Source organism: Flavobacterium ginsenosidimutans, assembly GCF_003254625.1.
GTDB lineage: Bacteria > Bacteroidota > Bacteroidia > Flavobacteriales > Flavobacteriaceae > Flavobacterium > Flavobacterium ginsenosidimutans.
Genome location: NZ_QJRJ01000082.1, coordinates 345976 through 368720 on the forward strand (window position 1 = coordinate 345976; position 22745 = coordinate 368720).

20 protein-coding genes are annotated in these 22745 nt (G+C 33.6%); 4 read left to right on the top strand and 16 right to left on the bottom strand.

Going from position 1 to position 22745, the window contains the following annotated elements:
• Positions 1-87: 87 nt before the first annotated feature.
• The 5 genes from DM444_RS22055 to DM444_RS22075 form a co-directional block, all read right to left on the bottom strand.
• On the bottom strand, positions 88-858 hold the full coding sequence (locus DM444_RS22055; RefSeq protein WP_111290689.1) for an alpha/beta hydrolase: 771 nt from the start codon (positions 856-858) through the stop codon (positions 88-90).
• Between the two features lie 7 nt (positions 859-865).
• Positions 866-1405, bottom strand: a complete 540-nt coding sequence (locus DM444_RS22060; protein WP_111290691.1) for a hydrolase — start codon at positions 1403-1405, stop codon at positions 866-868.
• 96 nt (positions 1406-1501) lie between these two features.
• On the bottom strand, positions 1502-2539 hold the full coding sequence (locus DM444_RS22065; protein WP_204251706.1) for an alpha/beta hydrolase: 1038 nt from the start codon (positions 2537-2539) through the stop codon (positions 1502-1504).
• A 25-nt stretch (positions 2540-2564) separates the two neighbouring features.
• On the bottom strand, positions 2565-3308 hold the full coding sequence (locus DM444_RS22070) for a hypothetical protein (protein WP_111290693.1): 744 nt from the start codon (positions 3306-3308) through the stop codon (positions 2565-2567).
• A 180-nt stretch (positions 3309-3488) separates the two neighbouring features.
• Positions 3489-5924, bottom strand: a complete 2436-nt coding sequence (locus DM444_RS22075) for a sensor histidine kinase (protein ID WP_111290695.1) — start codon at positions 5922-5924, stop codon at positions 3489-3491.
• A 205-nt stretch (positions 5925-6129) separates the two neighbouring features.
• Here DM444_RS22075 and DM444_RS22080 point away from each other — a divergent pair, with 205 nt between their 5' ends.
• Entirely contained in the window at positions 6130-8103 is a 1974-nt protein-coding gene (locus DM444_RS22080; RefSeq protein ID WP_204251707.1) for a sigma 54-interacting response regulator, read from the top strand.
• On the opposite strand, the gene DM444_RS22085 is transcribed toward DM444_RS22080, so the two are convergent.
• On the bottom strand, positions 8100-8885 hold the full coding sequence (locus DM444_RS22085) for an alpha/beta hydrolase (RefSeq protein WP_239455770.1): 786 nt from the start codon (positions 8883-8885) through the stop codon (positions 8100-8102). The two genes, DM444_RS22080 and DM444_RS22085, sit on opposite strands and share 4 nt — an antisense overlap.
• Before the next feature lie 288 nt (positions 8886-9173).
• Between DM444_RS22085 and DM444_RS22090 the strand changes: the two genes are divergently transcribed.
• Positions 9174-10010 carry an alpha/beta fold hydrolase gene (locus DM444_RS22090; protein WP_111290697.1) on the top strand — a complete coding sequence of 279 codons (837 nt, stop codon included), beginning with the start codon at positions 9174-9176 and terminating at the stop codon, positions 10008-10010.
• Positions 10011-10157: 147 nt separating this feature from the next.
• Here the strand turns inward: DM444_RS22090 and DM444_RS22095 are convergent, their stop codons facing one another.
• Positions 10158-11378, bottom strand: a complete 1221-nt coding sequence (locus tag DM444_RS22095) for a C10 family peptidase (protein WP_111290699.1) — start codon at positions 11376-11378, stop codon at positions 10158-10160.
• A gap of 281 nt (positions 11379-11659) precedes the next feature.
• Between DM444_RS22095 and DM444_RS22100 the strand changes: the two genes are divergently transcribed.
• Positions 11660-12682: an LLM class flavin-dependent oxidoreductase gene (locus DM444_RS22100; protein ID WP_111290701.1), complete on the top strand. Its 1023-nt coding sequence runs from the start codon at positions 11660-11662 to the stop codon at positions 12680-12682.
• 50 nt (positions 12683-12732) lie between these two features.
• Here the strand turns inward: DM444_RS22100 and bioB are convergent, their stop codons facing one another.
• From bioB to DM444_RS22125, 5 genes are all read right to left on the bottom strand, one after another.
• Positions 12733-13722: a biotin synthase BioB gene (bioB, locus tag DM444_RS22105; RefSeq protein WP_111291204.1), complete on the bottom strand. Its 990-nt coding sequence runs from the start codon at positions 13720-13722 to the stop codon at positions 12733-12735.
• Between the two features lie 236 nt (positions 13723-13958).
• A complete protein-coding gene (locus DM444_RS22110; protein ID WP_162615029.1) occupies positions 13959-14807 on the bottom strand; it encodes an alpha/beta hydrolase in 849 nt (282 codons plus the stop codon).
• A gap of 54 nt (positions 14808-14861) precedes the next feature.
• Positions 14862-15416, bottom strand: coding sequence for a carboxymuconolactone decarboxylase family protein (locus tag DM444_RS22115; protein WP_111290705.1), 555 nt, complete (start codon positions 15414-15416; stop codon positions 14862-14864).
• An 18-nt stretch (positions 15417-15434) separates the two neighbouring features.
• Positions 15435-16004 (bottom strand): cupin domain-containing protein, encoded by a 570-nt coding sequence (locus tag DM444_RS22120; RefSeq protein WP_111290707.1) that lies wholly within the window; start codon positions 16002-16004, stop codon positions 15435-15437.
• An 11-nt stretch (positions 16005-16015) separates the two neighbouring features.
• Entirely contained in the window at positions 16016-16234 is a 219-nt protein-coding gene (locus DM444_RS22125) for a 2TM domain-containing protein (protein WP_111290709.1), read from the bottom strand.
• Positions 16235-16454: 220 nt separating this feature from the next.
• Here DM444_RS22125 and DM444_RS22130 point away from each other — a divergent pair, with 220 nt between their 5' ends.
• A complete protein-coding gene (locus DM444_RS22130; protein ID WP_111290711.1) occupies positions 16455-17030 on the top strand; it encodes a Crp/Fnr family transcriptional regulator in 576 nt (191 codons plus the stop codon).
• A gap of 74 nt (positions 17031-17104) precedes the next feature.
• On the opposite strand, the gene DM444_RS22135 is transcribed toward DM444_RS22130, so the two are convergent.
• The 4 genes from DM444_RS22135 to DM444_RS22150 all read right to left on the bottom strand — a co-directional run bounded on the left by DM444_RS22135 (position 17105) and on the right by DM444_RS22150 (position 22740).
• The gene (locus DM444_RS22135) at positions 17105-17902 is read right to left on the bottom strand and encodes a DJ-1/PfpI/YhbO family deglycase/protease (protein WP_111290713.1); all 798 of its coding nucleotides are present in this window, start codon (positions 17900-17902) and stop codon (positions 17105-17107) included.
• Positions 17903-18119: 217 nt separating this feature from the next.
• The gene (locus DM444_RS22140; RefSeq protein WP_162615030.1) at positions 18120-19544 is read right to left on the bottom strand and encodes an antibiotic biosynthesis monooxygenase; all 1425 of its coding nucleotides are present in this window, start codon (positions 19542-19544) and stop codon (positions 18120-18122) included.
• Between the two features lie 464 nt (positions 19545-20008).
• Positions 20009-20575: a Crp/Fnr family transcriptional regulator gene (locus DM444_RS22145; RefSeq protein ID WP_111290717.1), complete on the bottom strand. Its 567-nt coding sequence runs from the start codon at positions 20573-20575 to the stop codon at positions 20009-20011.
• Between the two features lie 242 nt (positions 20576-20817).
• Positions 20818-22740, bottom strand: a complete 1923-nt coding sequence (locus tag DM444_RS22150) for a sigma 54-interacting transcriptional regulator (protein ID WP_111290719.1) — start codon at positions 22738-22740, stop codon at positions 20818-20820.
• Positions 22741-22745: the final 5 nt, after the last annotated feature.

The following is a 22745-nucleotide window of genomic DNA, read 5'->3' on the forward strand; positions in this document are numbered from 1 at the left end:
CGATTATTTTGAAAGAAAAATAAAAAATGCTAAATCTTTTAGGTTTAGCATTTTTATATATTCTTTAAGTTCTAAAATATACAATTTCTATAGTGCTTCATACCAATTTATAATATAATCGGCGACACTTTCCCAGCCAGGTTCTCCACAGATAAAATGGCTTTTTCCATCAAATATTTTGAGATCTACACGACCAGCATTTTCTTTATATCTGCTTGCAATTGTTTGTGTTAAACTAGGCGGAAAGATATGATCACTTCCGCCGCCAATAAAGAGAATAGGTTCATGTGGTTTTTTGAAATTAATATTTGAATACGAATTTAAAACCAATTCGCGACTCACTTTATAACTTTCAGGCACTGCGAATTTCTCAAATGCTTTCTTTTTTTCATTTTCCGTTATAGTATTAAAAAAAGCATAATCGTACCATTCTCGGCTTCCCATAAAATATTTTTTAGAAGAAAAGAAACCAAAAGCAGGTATTACTGTTTTTAAAGTTTGAAATGGCGGAAAAACATTCTTTGGTGGTGCTCCATCAATATTGGCACCAGCCACTGCTTTTCCTAGTTCTATTAGTTTCAATACTGCCATACCAGCCATTGAATGTCCTATTATTAAAGGCTTTTCAGGCAAAGTATCTATCAATTTACTAATATTAGTAACAACATCTATAAATCCAGTTTTAGTGAGATCTGGATGAACTTTTGCTCTTAATTCAGTAGGATTTCCTTCATGCCCTGGATTTGCTGGTGCGTAAACTGTATATCCTTTTTGTTCATAGTACTGTTTCCATTCCGTCCAAGTTTTGTCGTTAACAAAATTTCCATGAATAAGTACAATAGTTTTTGATTTTGACATGATTTTTTTATTTGATTAATGTTAGAATTTCTTTGAAGAATTCTCTTCGAGAGTCTTTAACAAGCTCATAAAGACACATTTCAATATTGGTTAATGATGCTCCTTTACTTTCCAGTTTTTTCAAAGCCATTTCAATACTTTCTTGAGATCTAGAAGAAACACAATCTGCTACAATTTCTACTTCAAAATTGTTTGATAATAATCCCATCGCCGTTTGATAAACGCAAATATGAGCTTCTATACCGCAAACCAACCATTGTTTTCTTCCAGAATCGATAATTGCCTGTTTGAAAACGTCATTATCAAAAGCATTAAAAGTATATTTTTCAATTGGTTTTTGATGATGCAATAATTTTTCCAATTCAGGTATCGTAGAACCAAGTCCTTTTGGGTTTTGTTCTGCCCAAATTATCGGAATAGAAAGTATTTGACAGCCTCGAATAAGTTTTTCTAGGTTTGATGTAAGCTTTTCATTGTTGTGCACAATTCTAGCCAGTTTTCCTTGAACATCAATTAACAGCAATCCAGTGTTTTCTTTCACAAGCATAACTCTTTGATTATTTAAGAAATTAAATTTACAAATTTTATGTATGTAAAATATTTAAATACAGATTGTTATGTGTTTTTTTTATCTAAAAAACTCTTATTTCAGATATTTTTTAAGCTCTGTGGCAGCCTGAAGAAATAAAGCTTTAGTTTGCGGAATCTCAGCAAGACCATTTAATAAGCCAAAATCATGGATTACGTCGTTGTAACGAACTGTTGTAACTACAACTCCAGCATCACTTAATTTACGTCCGTAAGCCTCGCCCTCGTCTCTTAAAATGTCATTTTCAGCTACTTGAATTAAAGTTGGAGGCAGACCTTTCAACTGATCAAGACTCGCTTGCAATGGCGATGCATAAATTTCTTTTCTCTTAGAAGGATCAACATACTGATCCCACATCCATTGCATTAGAGAAGAAGTTAAAAAACGCTGTTTTCCATAAAGTTTATAAGATTCTGTTTCAAAATTGGCATCTGCAACTGGCCAGAAAAGAATTTGTACTTTATACAGCGGAGTTCCTTTTTCTTTTGCCATTAACGCGCTCGCTGTAGCAAGATTTCCGCCAGCGCTATTGCCAACAATTCCTAATTTGCTTCCGTCAACATTGATGTCATTTCCATGCGCTGCAATCCATTTTGCGACGGCATAAACCTCATTTACAGGTTGCGGATATTTATGTTCTGGAGAAAGCGAATAATTGACAAAAACACCAGCATAACCTGTTAGAACACTCAAATCTCTAACCATTCTTTTGTGAGTTGGATAGTCGCCCAAAACCCAGCCGCCGCCGTGAATGAACATAAAAACAGGCAATTTTCCTTTTGCCCCAGCAGGACGAACAATATTTAATTTGATTTTGTAACCGTCTGCAGTGATTTCTTTTTCAGATTCTTCGATTCCAGATAAATCAACTTTGAAAGCATTTTGAGCGCCAACCAATACATTTCGTGCATCGGCAACAGGAAGTGATTCTAAAGGTGCTCCTCCAGAATTTAAAGGTTTTAAAAATGCTTTAACTGCAGGAGTTAAATGCGGATCTGACGCATAATCTACTTGGGCATTGCTTTTTGTTGTCATAGTTGTTAGAATTATATAAGGAATAAATATCATTTTTAAGATGCTTGATTTTTTCATAATGTTTAAACTTTAGATTTACTTTTTATTTTACAGAATAAGGTAATGAAAGGTTTCCGCTGGCAACAGTGTAGACTTTGTATACTCCAAGCATTGGTTTTGAACCTTCGGAATCATGAGAACCGCCAGCGCCTGTGCTGACTTCCATATAACAGCTGACCGCATCAAATTTGAAATTGGTTTTGTTGTTGATTCTAAAATTGGGAACAATTACTTTTATGGAATTTCCTTTTGCTACAATATTAAAGCCTGGACTATCCATATACATTGCCATTCCAGGGTTTGTTGGAGGCAGCACCACATTTGGATCTCCTTTTGTAAATTCTTTAACCGAAAGTCCTCCAGCAATGCGTTTGTCTTCAACTAATAAAACCCAGTGTGCGTGCCAGACTAATCCATCATTTAGATAATTTCCGTCCAGATTTTCATCCCAAAGCGGAGTGTCTTCAAAATCAGGATGGGAGGTAAGAGCAAGTGCTACAATTCCTTCGGCTTGACCGAAACCAATATCTGAAGATTTTAATGTAGTCGGGAAAACATAAGCTAAAACTGGAGCGCCATTTAGCTGGCCAACTGGTTTAGGCATTGTTTTTCCTGCAGTTCCTTCTACTTTAATATCCCAAACAGTAAGACCTAAATCTGCTTTATGGGTAATTGTAGCCGATTTTATTTTAAAATCACTGTTATTGTAAGTACTGCATTTATCGCAGGCTTTTGCACTGCTAAAATTTAGAAATAGAATGATTATTAGCAATATTAATCTTTTCATAATAAATGGTTTTAAGGGTTAATTTTCCCAGAAAAACCAATTTACATGCCATGCCAATAAAACACCCGTAAATAGGAGGTTTTAGTACTTTTTATAAGATTAAAAAATGCTATATTTCGTTAAACAAATTTAGATTAGTGAGATTTCGCTATAAGAGAAATTAAAGTTTAATTGGTCAAATTATCTTCTTTTTTCATTAATTGGGAATTCTTTTAAAAACTCAATTTTAAGAATCGTTCCGTTATTATTTTCCATAGAAAAAACTGCATCCAAATCGTCGCTTAGGCCTTTTATCAAACTCAAACCAAAAGAATTGATTTTTGTAAAGCTCATATTCGCATCAAAACCAACTCCATTATCTGCAATTGTAAGCAGATATTTCTCTTCGGAAGTAGCTTCGAGCGTGACATAAATCATTCCGGTTTGACTATCTGGAAAAGCGTATTTAATTGAGTTTGTAATGGATTCATTTAAAATAAGTCCCAACGGAACTGCCTGCGCAACATCTAATTCCAGCGGATCAATTTTTAGTTCAAAACGAACGCGCTGTCCTAGCGAAAAAGATTCTCTAAGATATTCGACCAATTCTCTGATATAATTGGGCATATTTATCGTCGAAATATTCTCTGAATTATACAATTTCTGGTGAATCAAAGACATGGAATGAATACGATGCTGGCTGTTTTTAATTGCTGACAATGCCATATCATTTTCCAAATAGGCCGATTGCGAATTAAGCAGACTAATTACAGTTTGAAGATTGTTTTTTACACGATGATGAATTTCTTTTAAAAGCCATTCTTTTTCATCCAACAAATGTCTAAGATTAATGTTTTTTAGATTGATTTCTTTTTCTTTAAGCGCTAATTCGGCGTTGCTTTTTTGCTTCAGACGATATCGGTTGTACAGCAAAACGACAGTAAGAAGCAATAAAACCAAACTCCAAATAGAAAGCGTATTTAATAATTTGGATTTTTTTAATGCCGCTTCCTGCAGATTCGTTTCTTTATCTAATTGCTTGATTTTTTGTTCTTTATTTTCCGTTTCATACTGAATTTTAAGTTCTTCAATTTGTTTGTTTTTCGAATAATCTAAAAGAGAATCACTCATTTTTTTATACAATTTATGATGCACTAAAGCCGCTTTAAAATCACCATTTAGCGAATCTATTTTGTATAAAGACATTTGTAATGCTTCTGAATTGTAGTTCTTGCTGTACTTCTTTGAAATAGCTTCAATTTTATCAACATATAATTTTGTTTTCTGAAGATTGTTTCGATTTCCATAAAACAAAGCAATAGACGCATAAGTATTGCAAACATCTCTATAAGTTTGTGGTGAATTTAAACGATCTGCTGCTTCTCCAGACTTTATAAAATACTTTTCGGCAGTGCCATAATTTTTAATTCGCCAATAGCAATTTGCGTAGGCAAAATTCATCAGCATATTGTCAATGTCATTTGGAGGCGGATAATTGTTCGTAATAGAATTCATGTATTCAATCGCCTCTTTGTTTTTTCCTTTCATAGAGAGTGATGCAGTGGCTGTGATGAAGCTTTTATACCAGCTACCACTGCTATAAACATTTTGTCCGTACTTAATACTTTTCTCAGACATTTTTATGGCTTCATCGTTATGTCCCATCTGCAAATACACTAACCCGAGACGCATATAAAAAATGTCTGCAAAAGTGTAATCTTTTGTAGATTCCATTGTTTCTACGCTTTTTTGAGCATAATATAAAGCGGCTTTCATGTTATATTGAACACTTTCTATATAGGCAATTGTCGTTTCTCCGTATTGCTGTTGCTTAAAGCCAATTTTTCGCATTGCAGCAATATTTTGATACAGGATTTTCTTAGCATCATTAATTTTTCCGTGCCAGAAATAAATCGTACAGAGTTTTATTTTTGTTTCAATTACTTTTTCTTCAAAACCTAAAGATTTATACAAAGTTTCGGCTTCTTTTAAGATTTTCTCTTTTTCAGGATCTAAATCGTATTGATAGGTTGCCTGATTAAACAATGCATCTGCCAGAACGGCTTTATCATTTTGCTTTTGGCATTCGTCTACGACTTGCAAAAAGCATTTTTTGCTTTCAGTATAATTATTAACTTGAAAATAGAACTTTCCTTGCAGCATTAAACTCTGATGCTGCCATTTTTGGATTTTTAACTGATTACTGATTTTTAATGCTTCAGTTATATAAAAATTAGCATTTTTTAAATCATCTGGTTTTGTAAAAGGCAGGAACAAATAATAATTCCCCAATTGTAAAGCCAGTTTTATTTTGTCTACGTTTTTTGATTTAAAAAAAAGTTTTTTGGCAGCGTCAATATTTCCTTTTCCAATTAAATCATTTCCAATTAAATAAGAACCGTCATTAAAACCTTCGTCATAAGCTAAAGAAACAGGGAGTTTGTAGGCTTTGCACGTTAAAACTACAGAACTGTCAGCATCGATTGATCCTTGATTGGAATTGTATAAATAAATAGAACAAGTCTGTATTAATAAACGCTTCTTTTTTAAGTCATAATTTGCTGTTGCAGGATGGTTTTGCGCGTCAGAATTAATTGCAATAAAAAACAGCAGACAAAACGAGTAAAGTAGCTTCATGATTTATTAAAATTAAATTTTAGTAAGTTTTTGATTAACAAATATAAACAGAAACAATTTCTGATTTTTTAAAAAATAATATGAAAATTACGGTTAATTGTGATTTTTATTTATCTAAATTTGGAAACGACTAATTTTAATTAGTATAATTAACTATTTTTGTATCAATTAATTAAGTGCAATATAAGACAAAATTTACTCACTTATGAAAAAGTCTCCCGATAACGGATATGAAGCTGTTTCTTCAGGTTTGAAAAAACGAATTTTAATTGTAGAAGATCAATTTATTGAAGCGCACGATTTGCAATTAATTCTCGAAAAAGCAAATTACGAAGTAACAGGAATTGCACGATCGGTTGAACAGGCTTTGGATCAGATTCAGATCGAAAAACCAGATTTAGTTATTCTGGATATCATGTTAAAAGGGAGTAGAAACGGAATAGAACTGGCTCATTATCTTAAAGAAAAATACATAGGATTTATATTTATTTCGGCGAATTCGAGTAAAGGCATTTTAGATCAGGCAAAAACTACTCATCCTTACGGATTTATTGTAAAACCTTTTCGAGATCAGGATGTTTTGACAACTTTAGAAATTGCATTTTTTCGTCAGCAATATAGTTTAGAATCGCAGTTAATGCAGCAGTTTCAGCTTCAAAAAGAAATTACTGAAATTATAAATTCAAATGTAAAGAAAGACGACGCGCTTCTGGCTTTCGCTAAAATTATCCAGACTTTTATTCCGTTTGATTATTTAGAAACAGGATTTGTCACAACAACACATTACGATAATCTAGGAATCATTCGCAAAAATATTGATCTCTATCAAATTGTCGATTCTAAAAAGCTTTCGCAAATAACAGATTTATCTCTGAAAGAAATTGATGAGACTTACAAAAAGTCAAAAATTGATAAAGAAGCCATTATTTATAGTGAAGAATCATTAATTAATAATTTGCAGGAAGCGCCAATAAAAGCTCTTATAACTCATAATTTTAGAATAAAATCGTATTTGATTTTTCCTATCTCAATTGCCGCGATCCAGAGCTATCATTTCACTTTTTACAGCAGAAACTTAAATGTTTATTCTCAGGAAAGTTTAAAGCTTTTAAAAGCACTCGAGCATACTTTTTCTCAGTTTATTGCTAAAATTTATTCGACGCAAGAAACGAGTTTACCACTTCAAAAAAAGGAAATAAAAAAAGAAAAACCAGAGACAACGGCTGTCGGTTTTGAAGGAATTATTGGTAATAGTTCGCAAATGATTTCCGTTTTTAATTATATCCGAAAAGTGGCTCCTTCAGACACTTCCGTTTTAGTTTTAGGCGAAAGCGGTACTGGAAAAGAGAAAATTGCACAAAGTATTCATGCTTTATCTGATAGAAAAGAGAAGCCGCTAGTTATAATCAATTGTGGAGCGATTCCTGAAAACCTTGCAGAATCTTTGCTTTTTGGACACGAAAAAGGTGCTTTTACGGGAGCTGTAGATCGAAGAATTGGAAAATTTGAACTGGCAGATGGTGGAACAGTTTTTCTTGATGAAATAGGAGAGATGTCGCTGGAACTTCAGGTGAAATTATTGCGTGTTTTGCAAGAAAGAGAAATTGAACGCGTTGGCGGAACGTCATCTTTAAAAATTGATGTTAGAATTATTGCAGCCACAAATAAAAATCTTGAAGAAGAAGTTGCAGCAGGAAGATTTAGAATGGACCTGTATTATCGTCTGCACGTTTTCCCGATTATTGTTCCTTCTTTAAAAAAGCGAAAAGAAGATATTCCAGATCTTGCCAATCATTTTATAAAAGTCTACAGTGAAAAAATGGGTAGAAAAGCTCCAAATCTTTCCGATTTTGCTTTGCAGCAAATTATGAATTACAATTGGCCAGGAAATATCAGAGAGCTTGAACACGTAATGCAACGCGCCATTTTATTGACAGAAGGAAATACGATAAAAGAAATTGAGCTTTCAATGTCTTCTAAAATGCATCCAGAACAGGTTTCTGAGCCATTTTCGATAAAGACTATTTTAGAAAACGAAAGAGATTATATTTTATATATTCTGAAAAAATGCAATGGAAAAATTTCCGGAGCTGGCGGTGCAGCAGAAATTCTAGATATTCATCCTTCAACTTTAAATTCTAAAATAAAGAAACTGGAAATTAAAAAAGAAATTAGCTAAGCAATTTTTTCTAGCCAATTTGCGATAAATTCAGCAACAGTTTCCCAATTTTGATTGACTAAAACTAGATGATCGGTATCTCGAAATTCTTTGTAACAGGTTATAGAATGTATGTTTTTGTATTTTTTGAAATTGGAATAAATAATGGAAGGCGGAATAAAATGGTCTTCAGAACTTGCCAAAAATAAAATAGGATTGTGTCTGTTTTTGAAATTTATATTTGCCGATTTAGAAAATATATCGCCCAAAACTAATTTGGATTCTGGAATTGCTAATTTTTCATAACTGTCTTTTTGTTCTTCAATAGACATTTGATTGCTGAAAAAATGCTTCCAATTTTTTAAAGACAATAAATAGGTTTTTTGTTTCGAAATAAAACAATCTGAAAAACGCGGAATGATTTTATAAAAGGAAAAATTGAAATATAGCATTTTGCCAGGAGGAAAAGGATGTATGCAAATTCCGGCATATCCTAAATCTTTCTGAATTAATAATTGTGTCAAAAGACCTCCATAAGAATGCCCAATTAGAATTGGTTTTTCAGGCAATTTTTCAATGATTTCGGTGTAATAATCCAATAAATTGTTGAGACAAATTGTGGCAATTTTTGAATGCGGATGTATTTGTCTTAAAACACCTGAAGATTCATTTTTGTGTGGCCAAGGCGGCGCTACGGTTTTATAACCTTTACTTTCAAAAAAAATAATCCATTCTTTCCAGCAGGAATGATTTACAAATGCTCCTGTAATAAACATAATCGTTTTTTTATTAGATAAATACATATCAGCTTAATTAGATTATTTTTTTGAATGCAGAACAATTTGATTTACAGGAACAAAAGCAATGCCTTTTTTAGTAAAGTGTTGATTATAAGAGTATTCTTAACTGAAGACAATTTTAGAATTATTATATATCGTTAAAAAGAAGTTTTAAGTATTGAAATATCATGATTTCTAATACAGTATAAAAACATAAAACCTTTGTATTCAATAGGTTTTGTGTTTTGGTTTAATCTTTGACTATCGCAAATGCAAAAGAATTATTTTGAAACCAATCTTTAAATTATAATTATGAAAAAAATTTATGATGCAGAGACACGTTATGCCGATGCTGGCGATCGTAAAATTGCCTATCGCTCTTATGGTAAAGGGAAAGCGATATTTTTTGTGAACCGTTTTAGGGGAATTCTCGATACTTGGGATCCGCTATTTATTGCATTGTTGGCTAAAAAATTTAATGTTATTGTATTTGATTATACAGGAATTGGCTCTTCTACAGGTACTTTGACACCAGATATAACTGTTGTTGCAAAGGACATTAAAGATCTTGCTGATATTTTGAAATTAGATTCTATCGCAGTTTTAGGCTGGTCTTATGGCGGATTAGTGGCGCAGGCTGCTACTTTGCTATATCCTAATCTTGTAACGCATGCAATATTGGTTGGAACAAATCCGCCAGGAAAAAATGAGGTTCCGATTGAGCAAGCTTTTTATGATGCAGCTTTGAAACCATTAAATGATTTTGAAGACGAGATAGTTTTGTTTTTCGAACCAAAATCAGAATCTAGCAAATTGGCTGCAAAAGCTTCACACGACAGAATCCATAAAAAAATTGAAGTGGAAAAAATTCCTTCTACAATGGATGTTTTTCAATTATATTTTGGAGGAGGAGATGGTTTTAGAGAAGATGATTTAAATTTTAGAGAGCAGATTAAAAAAACAAAAACACCAATTTTGATTATTTCAGGAGATCATGATATAAGTTTTGCTGTCGAAAATTGGTACACTATTTTTAATCAGATGACAAATGCGCAGATGGTTGTTTATGCCGCAACTGGACACGCGCCTCAACATCAATTTCCAGAATTGACTTCAAAACATATTATTAATTTTGTGAAATACTCATAATAGATTTGAGAAATTCAATACAGAAATAAAATGAAAACCCGTTTGAATTGTCAAGCGGGTTTGTTGTTTTTTAAATGTCCTATAAAAAAAGCCCATTTACAAAGAAATGAGCTTTTAGGTTTTTATGATTTTTATACTTTTTATACTTTAAGGAGTAATATTATAGATCATTTTTCTGTTGTTATTGTAAGTCGAACTGCCTGGATTAAAATTATCGAATGCGTACCATCCGTTATTAGATCCTCCCCAGCCCCAGTTCATTCTAAGCATCAGTCTTCCAACTCCTGTACAATCATCAAAGTAAAAATTAGATGCCAGATAACCATCACAAACCCACATATGGCCACTTGCACCGCTTCCGCTTAATATTACTGGTCTTCCATAATTAAGATTGTTTTTAACTGTTTCTTGATCATAATTTGCCCAGTCTGCACGAGTATAACCAAAGTAATTTTTTAATACAAAACCCATATTGTAATCAGAACTAACACCAGTTCCATCACAATTATAAGTTATACCTCTTCCAGGAGGAAATGCCGAATTTATAGAATTATGAATGTCTAAAATAAAATTTGCTGTCGTAGTAGTTGCATAATTTGTTGGCATTGCTGACCAATTATATCTAGTAGGGTAGCTGTAGTATTTCATTACTTGTGCCATAGCGATAGGAACACATCCTGCATAAACCTGAAAATTGCTTCCGCTACAGTTTATATATCCTAGTGCAGAGTTGAAACCGCCAGTCTGATACCATGTTGTATTTAATAAAGGGCCAACGGTAGTAGTTTCTGTATGTTCATAGCATTCTTCAATTGGGACGCTTGCGGGTTTATTTTGATTTGTTGCATTTTGATCTGTTGCTCTAGATGTCAGCTTTATTTTTTTCCACATTTGTTTAGTTAATGCGGTTTGTTTAGAATTTGAATGCTGAATATCGTTGATTTGCTTTTTAGCATCGGTCATCCAATATTTAAGGCCTAACGGATAAGCAGCTTCATCAACGGTAAATTGATCTTCTTCAGAAAATGCTAAGATAGGTTCTGTTCTATTATCTGCAGAAAGGATGATAAATCCACCTTCATTGTAGTTTATTACGTAAAATGAGGTGTTACCACTTTCGTTTTTTACTTCATTGATGGTCTTGATAGTTTTTTTTATTTGTTCAACAAAACCAGTGCTTTTTGAGGCAGCACCATTGTTTTTATCGAAAGAAACTGATCCCGCAATTTCTTTGGCCATTGCCAACTGAATAAAATTTTCATTTTTACTATTGATGCTCGTGACATCCGATTCGCTGTCCTTTGAACAGGAAATAATAAAGAATAGTACAAAAAGGCATATGCCTTTTAAGAAATAGTTTTTTTTCATAGTTATAAGATTTTTGCTACTAATATAATAATAAAATTAACTTTTGAAAGAAAAAACTCAATATGTTAATGTTATTTGTTCCATAATTCTGAAAAAGAGATTGGAGGAACATAAAGAAAATAAGACTTTATTTTATGGATTTAGGCAATTGGAGCTTATCATAGAAGAAGTTAAAATGAAAAATATATAATCAGATATAAATTACAGTTAATTTACTTAGAAAGTAATAGCCTACTCACTTTTGATGCGTATATTTGAAATACTAAAAAAAGGAGTCATTTATGAAGAAAATAGGATTTTTATCTTTTGGACATTGGTCTAATAATCCGGCATATAAGACTCGTAATGCAGCAGATACTCTGCTTCAATCTATTGATTTAGCGGTAGCTTCAGAAGAAATTGGTTTAGATGGAGCTTATTTTCGTGTACATCATTTTGCACAGCAATTAGCATCTCCTTTTCCTTTGCTTTCGGCAATTGGTGCTAAGACAAGCAAAATTGAGATTGGAACTGGAGTAATCGATATGCGATACGAAAATCCGCTATATATGCTGGAAGATGCTGGATCAGCTGACCTAATATCTGGAGGAAGATTGCAATTAGGAATAAGCAGAGGATCACCAGAACAAGTTATTGATGGCTGGAGTTACTTTGGTTACGAACCTGAAAATGGTGAAACAGATGCTGATATGGGCCGCAAAAAAGCATTGGATTTTTTGGAAGGATTAAAAGGCGAAGGATTTGCAGAACCAAATCCGTATCCAATGTTTCCAAATCCGCCAGGCTTATTGCGTGTTGAGCCACATTCAGAAGGATTGAGAGAACGTATCTGGTGGGGAGCTGCATCTAATGCTACTGCTATTTGGGCAGCAGAAAATGGAATGCACCTGCAAAGTTCGACTCTTAAATATGACGAAAATGGCAAACCTTTCCATGTTCAGCAGGCAGAACAAATAAGATTGTACAAAGAAGCTTGGAAAAAAGCTGGACATCAGCGTGAAGCAAGAGTTTCTGTAAGCCGTTCGATTTTTGCAATTGTCAACGATCAAGACAGATATTATTTTGGCGGACAAGCTAAAGCCAATGATAGTTTTGGTTATATCGAACAAGATAAAAGAGCCATCTTTGGAAAAAGTTATGCAGCCGAACCTGATAAATTAATTGAAGAATTGGCTCAGGATGAAGCTCTTCAGGAAGCAGATACGATATTACTCACTATCCCAAATACTTTGGGCGTTGACTATAACGTACATGTATTATCAGCTATTCTGGAACATGTTGCTCCTGCATTAGGCTGGAAATAAGCAATAAATAAAAGCCCTCTGATTTGAAAATGAGGGCTTTTTTATGTTTTTTAGATAACAGAACAACTGCTTTTATTTTCTTTCTTTAAAGGTTTAAGTCCGAGATTTTGAAACATCTGCATATCTTCAGATACTCCTGGATTTGGCGTTACTAATAAAGTTTCGCGTTCGCCAGTAAAAATAGAATTGGCTCCAGCCATAAAGCACCACGCTTGTTCTTCTTCGGTCATTTCAATACGCCCTGCGCTTAAGCGGACAATAGAAGCTGGCATAATAATACGCGCTGTAGCAATCATTCGAACCATATCCCAAATAGGTACTTTTGGATTGTTTTCTAAAGGTGTTCCTTTTACTCGAGCCAATGCATTTACTGGAACAGATTCAGGATGAATAGGCATAGTCGCTAAAGTTAACAGCATAGAAACACGATCCGCATTGCTTTCTCCCAAACCTATGATACCGCCAGAGCATACCGTGATTCCGGCTTTTCTAACGTTATTAATCGTGTCTAAACGCTGATCAAATTTACGCGTACTGATTATCTCATCGTAATAGCTCTCAGAAGTATCTAAATTATGATTATAAGCATACAAACCTGCTTCTTGAAGACGCAGCGCCTGTTCTTCGGTTAGCATTCCTAGCGTGCAGCAAACTTCCAATCCGAGATCGTTAACACCTTTTACCATTTCGATAACACGATCAAAATCTTTGTTATTTCGGACTTCTCGCCAAGCAGCAGCCATACAGAAACGAGAAGAACCATTTTCTTTTGCTTTTTGGGCATGTTCAATTACTGTTTCAGTTGGTAAGAGAGCCTGAACTTTAATATTGGTATGATAACGTGCCGCTTGCCCGCAATAAGAACAGTCTTCGGGACAACCGCCTGTTTTTACAGAAAGTAACGTGCAGACCTGTATTTCTGATGCTTTATGCCATTCACGGTGTACAGTCGCAGCCTGATAAACCAATTCTAATAAAGGCTGATCATAAATAGCCTGAATTTCTTCTTTGCTCCAATCGTGTCGTATTTGTTTGTTCATTTTTAATCTTGTAAAATCGTTGATATACATTAGCTATAGCCAAATGTACTATCTTGCGGTATATTCAAAATAAACCACTTTTTATATTATGGGTGGTCCGGATGAATTTACATATAGAGTTTTTACAGAAAAAAATATCCGAGTGAGTTAATAAAAACGAATAAAAAAAAACTCTAAATCATTGATTTAGAGTTTTGAAATTATAAATTCTTATTGCTTAAAAGTTTACCAAAAAATTACTTTGTTATAATTTCTTTTATAAGTTTAGTCAGCTCAGCCGATTTTGATATAAACGGACTATGCCCAGAATTTATCGTATAAGTATTTGTAATTCCTGCTTCTTTTGCCATTTTTTGCTGAAAATTGTAAGTAATAGTATTATCAGCTGTTGTGAAGATGTAATATTTTTTCCCTCCCAAATTATAATCTTCTGTTTTATAAGTTAAAGGTGTTCCAAGCGGAATTGTCGGCTCTGCTTTGTACTTAGAAACAAGAAATTGTTTTTGGGCATCTGTTGCATCTTGAGCAAATATTTTAGTAAGATTAACTTCTGGATTAACGATTCCGGCCAAAGTTTGATCATCAGACAATTTTAATGATGGAGGTAAAAGTGAAGCCGTATCCATTTGAGAATAATCTAAAACACTTTTTCCGCTTTGTGGAATAAAACCCGCAACATAAATCAGTTTTTTGATTTTTTGAGGAACTTCTGCAGCAGTTTGAGTAATTACAGCTCCTCCTAAACTATGACCAATTAAAATTACAGGCTCGTTATAAGCATTAACCGCTTTCTTCACTTTATCAACATAAGCCTGAAACGAAACTTGATAGGCAGGAGTTGTATCGTCTCCGTGTCCAGGTAATTTTACCACAGTAACATTATAACCAGCAGCTTTTAAGTCTTTCTCGGTTTGATCCCATACGTATGATGCCTGCCACGCGCCGTGTACCAATACAACTGGAGATTTTTTAATATTTGCATTATCATCATTTGTACATGATGCACTTGAAATTGTAGTAAACAACAGCAGAAAAAGTTTTGATATTGTTTTTAAGGGTTGCGAATTCATTTTCGATTTTTTCATTGTTTTTAAGATTTTCATTGTATTTTTTTTATTAAAATTGGATGTCTTTTTTAGTTAGGAAAGAACATCAAAACCATTTAAAATTGTTGCTAGTAGGGTGTAAGCGCCAATTAAAAAGATAAGTTCGGCAACTCCATTTTGTCCTAAGATTTCTTTGGCAAGATTATAAGATGAGTCAGGAACAATTCTTCCTTTGGCTAAAACAGAAGCAATTTCATACGCCATAGCTTCTTCTTGATTTAATTCATTTGGACGAATTCCCGATGCCAACGATGCAACTGCTTCGGCTGAAAAGCCAAAATGTTTAGCCATAATTTCGTGGGCATAAAGTTCGAAACGCGAACCAAATGCTGCACCAACAGTGAGAATAGCCACTTCTCGTACTTTTTTAGGAAGTGTCGCATGATTGTCTAATGAACGGACAAAACTCAAAGCAGGAATTCCAAACTGAGGAAATCCAAGCATTGGCGGAAACGGGCCTGTTAAAGCACCTTGGTTATTCAGCATTGAAACTGGCCCTTGGCTTGTTGTAATGAGTTTTACAACTTCGTCGTGTACATAGCGAACTTCTGCGTTCATTGTTTCTGGATGTATAGGATTTACTCGCATGTTAGTAGTTATTTAGATTTAGCGAAGATTTTCTTCAAATTGTCCATCGATTAAAATGAAAACAACACGACAGATTTTTCCAGATCGATTGCTCCAAGCATGATTAGTGCCTCGTTGTACAATAATATCTCCTGCTTTTGCCGTTGTTTCGCCTTCGTCAACAATCAAGGTCAATTCGCCAGTCAGAACAATTCCGTAATCAATAGTTTCGGTTTTATGCATTAAAGGATGAGGCGCATTTCCACCAGCTTTTGAAGCATGTTCTCCGCTCATCGTTTTAAAATGTTCAAAAGCTTGTTCTTGAGTAAGATTGCGTATTTCATCACCTTCTGGCGGAAAATCGATCACTCGTATTCTTGTTCCTTGTTTTGGAGGACCAAGAATAAGTCCGTTTTCTTCAGGATCTTTAGAAATGCTGTCGATTAGCGCAGGAGTTTGTTTCGTATTCCAAACCTCATGAAATTTGGCTCCATTTGGTCCGCCAATCATAAAAGTTCTCGTTGGAACTTCGTCAGAAACTATAATTGCTTTTCCTTCTGCATTATGTCCTGTTACGATACGTCTGAATGTTGTGTTGTTTGTTTCCATGATTATTGAGATTAGATTTTATTTTTTCTGAACACAAATACACCCAAATAATGAAAAAGAACTCCAACTGCCCATGCAGAAGTAGACCAAAGTGGCCAAGGATAAGTAGTATCTGTTAAATACCAAATAAGGAAGATTATTGGAGTTGCCAATAGGAAAACAAGAAAGTGAATTTTGAATCCTAATTTTGGATTGTGTGCTTTAGCGTCGATGTTAAATTTAGTTTTCATGATTAAGTTTTTTTAATGATTAGTAATAGATTATTTTAAATGAAATGTTTTTTAATTATTTGATTTTCAATTTATTTACATGACAAAGGTAGAGCGGGTACTTGAGGAACATCGTTGACTTTGGTTAAGAACTAATCATTTAGATTTTAAAAAGAAAGCATTTTGTATTTAGCAGAATAAAATCTAATTTTAGAGAAGTTATTTCTCTTAACTTAATGCTATGGATGCACTTAAAACTGTTATAACATCATTTGTTCCGATGTCTGATGAAGAGTATAATTTGATGCTTCCGATTATCGAAAGGAGGGAAGTGGCAAAAGATACCGACCTTTTACAGCAGGGAGAAATCTGCCGTCATATATACTTTATAGAAAGTGGTTTTTTTAGAATGTTTTATGTAGATTATAAAGGAAACGAAATCAATTGCCGATTTGCAAAACCAGATGATTTTCTGGTAGATTTCGCTAGTTTCATTACGCAAAGAACAGCTCAATACTATTGCAGAGCGATGGAAGATTCGAAAGTAATTGCTTTAGAATATGAACAGGTAGAAAACTTATATCATAGTTCTCCTAACTGGTCAAAATTTGGAAGGCTAATAGCCGAATATGCTTATTTAATCATTATAGAAAGAGAGGAAATGCTTCATTTTCAAACTCCCGAAGAACGATATAAAACCATTTTAAAAAAAGAACCTTATCTTTTTCAGATGGTTTCGCAGAATCAGCTTTCATCTTACATTGGCATAAAACCAGAATCTCTAAGCAGACTTCGTAAACGAATGATTGGCAAGTGATTCGTTAAAATAAATGATAACGGAAGACAAAATTTTATCTCCCGTTATATTTAATTCAGCAGTAATGTATCGAATTACTTTTTCTTAACTAACCAGCTTTCAACTGCTTTCGAAAAATCAGCTACATCAATCGGATGTCTGCTTGTTATAATGTTGGCATCAACTACCACGGGCTGATCAGAAACAATTCCGCCTGCATTTTTAAGATCGATTTGAATGTTCCAATATCCCGTCAATTTTCTTCCTTTTAAAATATCAGCCGAAGCCAATACAACCGGTGCGTGACAAATGGCAGCAATCAATTTCCCCGATTTATTAAAATCCTGAATGAATTTTATAACGTCTTTGTCGTAACGAAGATTATCAGGATTCCACGCGCCTCCCGGAATAAATACAGCATCGTAATCGCTTACTTTAATCTGATCTGCTGTTCGGTCAAATTTTATCCATCCAACAGGCTGTAAATATTGAATGGCCATAACGTGCGTTTTTGCCATTTCTGGACTGCTTAATCCGTATCTTGCTGGAGCAGGATTGTATTTTGGCGACACAATATCAACTTGTGCGCCCAATTCTCTAAAATACCACACAGGGCCTGTCAATTCTATTTCTTCAAAACCGTCTGCAGCAAGTACTGCGATTTTTTTTCCTTTTAAAACTGTTTTGTCTTTTACAGGATTAAAAAAGAAAGCTCTTAAAGCTTCGTTTCCAGGCGCATTTAACAGCGAAGAAACAGGCATTACAGAAACATGAGACGGTGTTGTCAATTGGTTGATCACATCTAATTTATGATCGATATCTTGTGCTTGTGCATCTGATAATGCAACGGCGCTTAATAAACTTGCTGTCATAATTTGTCTTAATTTTTTCATGATTTTTTATTTTAACTATTACTACTGATTTTCTTAAGTTGTTAATGAAATTTTACCAACACATAGAAACATAGATTCTATGTCTAATAAAGGCGGCAAAGAGAAAAATATTTCTTCCACATAGTTTACTATGTGCATTTAAACAAGTGAAACGCCTTTTTTGCGTCTGCAAAAACTATGTTTCTATGTGTTTAAAAATAATTTTACTCAAAGTATTTTATTCTCTTGTCAGCGGAGCAAATTCTATTAGATTGTGCAGTCCGTTTTGAAAAGGAGGTTTTTTAATGCTGGTTTCCAAATATTCGATTACGGGTTTAATTGGAGGGAAGTTTAGGTGATACTGAAAAGCATCGTTGCTTCTAAATTTCTCGTAGGTTACAAACTGTGTTTCATCTCCTTCAATTTCAGAAAGCTGATACGTTACGACTCCAGGCTCACTGCGAAATTGTGGCATCGCGATATGATAAGTATCTTTAAACTGCTGTTCTGTTCCTTTTTTTCCGTCAACAAACAGCATAATCACAAGCTGATTGTCTTCTTTTTTGGAAGTTTTTCGCCACTGTTCTTTGGTTAAAGGTTCCAGATCTTTTACGTAATAGATTTTGGGCGAAGTTTTTAAGGATTTTTCAGTTAAAGATTGTAAGGCTTTTGCCTGTGTTTTTTTACTGAAATCATCTAATTGTTTTTTTCCGTTCCATCTTTCAATCAGCCATAAAATATTGGTTTTGTCTTGTTCGTAAAAAGCTTCAGCCATAATATTTTCTTTGGATGAAAGAGAAGCGGTTACATAATCTTTTAATGCTTTTCTAAATGATTCTGAAACATTCTCTGGAACTTCATACATCGTTAATTTCGCAATGGTTTCAGAAGCCGTTAACTGTTGCAAAAGTGCTTCGCCAACTGCCTTTGCCGATTGTGGATTCTGTCCCGTAACCAATCGCTGGTCAACCGTAACATGTATCTGCCATAAACCTGATTTTTCAAAAATGGCTCCTCTTTCTATTAGTTTAGATTCTAATAAAAAAGGCGCGGCTTTATCCAGTTTTACAGCAGTTTCTTCTTCATTTGTAAAGGCATTAATTTTTTTGCCATCTACAAGATATTTATCATCAAGCTTAATATTTAAAAGTCCAGCAGAACCATGTGATACCGCACTGATGATTCCGTTATTTTCATATATTTTAGACGCTATTGCAATCAGCTGTTTATTATTTGGCAAATCCCACATCGCGCCGTGACCGCCAGCAAAATGTATAGCAGCATATTCTTCAGGATTAATGCTTTCGGGGTTCAGCGTGTTTTCTATTTTTTGTCTGTATTTTGTATCTAGCCAAAATTTCTTGTTTGTCGAATCACTTAAATTGAATCCTTCCACGGGTGCTTTGCCTCCTTTTGGACTGACAAAATCAACTTCGTATCCGGCACTTGTTAGTACATCCCAAGGATGTGTTACTTCAGAAAGATAAAATCCTGTTTTCTCTCCCGTATTTCCCTTTTTTTCATGATTGGTGACCACGAACAAAATTTTCTTTTTCATGTTTTCAGAATTTTTAGCTTTAACACTGGCTATAACAGTCATAGACATACAGAATGCGACTATTAAGACTTTTTGGGTAATTGAATTATATGGTATTGTTTTCATATTTTTTCATTTTAAATTTTCAGTTATCTCTTAGACAAATTTCCATTTTGAATATTCGTTAGAAGTTGATTTAAATCACTTTAAAAGAGTGATTATGATCACATTGTATTTAAAAACAGGACAAAAGTATATCGGTCATTCTTTCCAAATCATTGACTTTGGTTAAGAATGGATTTTTTTAATTATGAATTATGAATTATGAATTGTGAATTGTGAATTGTGAATTGTGAATTGTGAATTGTGAAATTGATTAACTTCTTAATATTGTTACGAAGTCCCAGCGGGACGAAATATTTATAGAAATAATCCGTGATTTGGAGAAGAGCTCCAGCGGAGCGAAATATGTCGCTCCGCTGGAGCTTTTTAGTCTACGTGATTTATTTGTGTCTATAAATATGTCGCTTCTCCGAAGCTTTTAATTTCGAGGATTAATTTGTATCTATAAATCTTACGCTCTTCCAGAGCTAGTTATTGAGATAAAGTCTGCTAAGCGTTTCTCGACAGACTCCGAGATATTCTGCGATGTATTTTTTGGGTATTTTCTGCAAGATGCTTGGGTAATAACTTGCAAATTTTTCATAACGCTCTTTTGGATTGTCTGATAGTAAAGAAATAATTCTTTTTTGTTGGGAAGAATAGAGCAGGGTTAATTTCATTCTAAAAAAATGCTCCATTTTATGAAGTTCAGAAGCTAGTTTTTCTCTTGCGTAAAGTGTCAGACATAATATTTCGGCATCTTCCATGCAGACAATATTTATAGTAGATTCTGTTTGATTGAAATAGGCGTTATAATCTGAAATCCACCAATTTTTTATGGCAAACTGAAGAATATGTTCTTTGCCGTCTTTATTAATGTAAAACGCTCTGAGAGTACCTTTTAAAATCCAATATTCGCATTGAACTTTGTCTCCGCTTTGAATTAAATACTGATGCTTTTTTATTTTCTTTTTGGTAAAGAAAGTTTTGATATAAGCAAATTCTTCATCGCTTACAGGAGTGATTTCTTCAATATGATTTCGCAGCTGATCCATAGATAATACATCATTTTTGTGAATAAGTATTTAGATATCAATATGCTGTGAAAAAAGACTAAGAACATGCCAATAATTTTATGAAACAGAAAAATGTGCAGAAATAGAATCTTAACTACTGTTATTACTGTTGTTTTTAGTTTTAGTTTTTTAAATATCAGAAAATCAAAACTTTATATTTCTACTAAAATTTCGGAGAAAAGAAAAATAGTTACGAAAAAAATGGAGTAATCTAAAATAGATTACGACTTTGCGTAATCGTCTTTTTTAATGGCAAGTTTGTTCATTTTAGATTCTAATGTTGTAGGCTTGATATTTAATATAGAAGCGGCACCAGCTGTTCCGCGTATTCTGCCATTTGCTTTTTTTAAAATTGAAATGATGTAATCGCGTTCAATTTGCTGCTGCGCATTTTTTACATCTTCTAAAGTCTGAACATTTTCTGTACTAAATGATTCCGAATGAGAAGAACTCAGCTTAAAATCTAATTCAGATTTTCCGTTATTTAATATAACCGACCTTTCGATAAAATTTTCTAATTCACGAATATTTCCCGGCCAGTAGTATTCATTCATTTGTTGCAACATTTTTGGATTTATGCCATTAAAATTTTTGTTGACTTCCTTACAGAATTTTTCTGCGAAATAATTGGCTAATTCTGGAATATCGGATTTGCGTTCTCGCAAGGTAGGCATAGTTATAGGAAACACATTTAGACGGTAGTAAAGATCCATTCTGAAATTCCCTAGAGCAACTTCTTTTTCGAGATTTCGGTTTGTTGCCGCTACAATTCGTATATCAACTTTTCGTGCTGTATTTCCGCCGACGGAATCAATTTCTTTTTCTTGTAAAACGCGTAGTAATCGAATCTGCATTTCATTCGATAATTCGCCAATTTCATCCAGAAAAATAGTTCCTCCATCGGCCAGTTCAAATTTTCCTTTTCTACTTTCTATAGCGCCCGTAAATGCGCCTTTTTCATAACCAAATAATTCAGATTCTATTAAAGTTGGCGATATGGCAGCGCAGTTCACTTTTACAAAAGGACCATTTTTTCGCATGGATAAATTATGAATAGACTGAGCTGCTTTTTCTTTTCCAGTTCCACTTTCTCCAAGTATAAGAACCGATGTATTGTAAGGCGCAACTTGTACAATAAGATCAAGAGTATTTAATAAAAGAGGATGTTTTCCAATAATATCAATAAATTGAGGAGAAATAGTTTCTTTAAAGTTTTCATTCTTTTTTGAGTCAACCAACTTTTGCTGATTTGTAACTCCATTCATAAGATTTGTAAAATCCTTTTTTGCACTCGTCAATAAATCAATGTGATGTTGCGAATAATTGTTTTTCTTTTGACTGCAGAATATATATTGAATGGTTAATTCATTATCTAATGAAAAAGGAAATACAAGAAAAGATTCTGCTCTAAAATGATCTTTTATAAATGATAAATTTGGATTAAAATGTTCAGTGTTATTTTCATAAATAACAGTTTCATTTTCTAAATAATTGATTTCAGTAAAAGAAGAATTACTTTTTGAATTGATAATGTTTCTCAATTCTTTTTCACCAATGTATTGATACTCGTCAAAACCTATACGCATATAAGCAGCGCTTTTGCGTTTGTTTAGATCTGTTTTTTTTATTTCGAATACAATCAAATCGTATGGAATAAATGCTTGTAAAATACGAGCAGTTTCTTGAAGATACTCTTCAAATTGAAGCGTTTGAAGACTTATCGAATTTAACTTCTTTTGCAAAAGCTCTTCTTGTCTCAAACGAGATTCTATACTGTTTTTATGTCTGTAAGAAGCAATTTCTAAAGTAATAAGTAAATCTTTTTCTCTGAATGGTTTTACAAGAAAACCATAAGGATCTGTTCGTTTTGCTTCTTCAAGTATGGTTTGATTGGAGTTGGCAGAAAGATAAACAAAAGCAATGTTTTCGGCTTTTAATTTTTTTGCTAGATCAATTCCTGATTGTTTTCCTTCCAAATAAATATCTAATAACACAAGATCAGGTTTGTTTTTTGCAATATGTTCATTAGCTTCCTCAGCCGAAACAGCAATTCCAGTCACAATATAACCCGCTTGTTTTAATATAAGCTGCAAGTCATTTGCGACTATAAATTCATCTTCTACAATTAAAACTTTGCTGCCCATTGTAA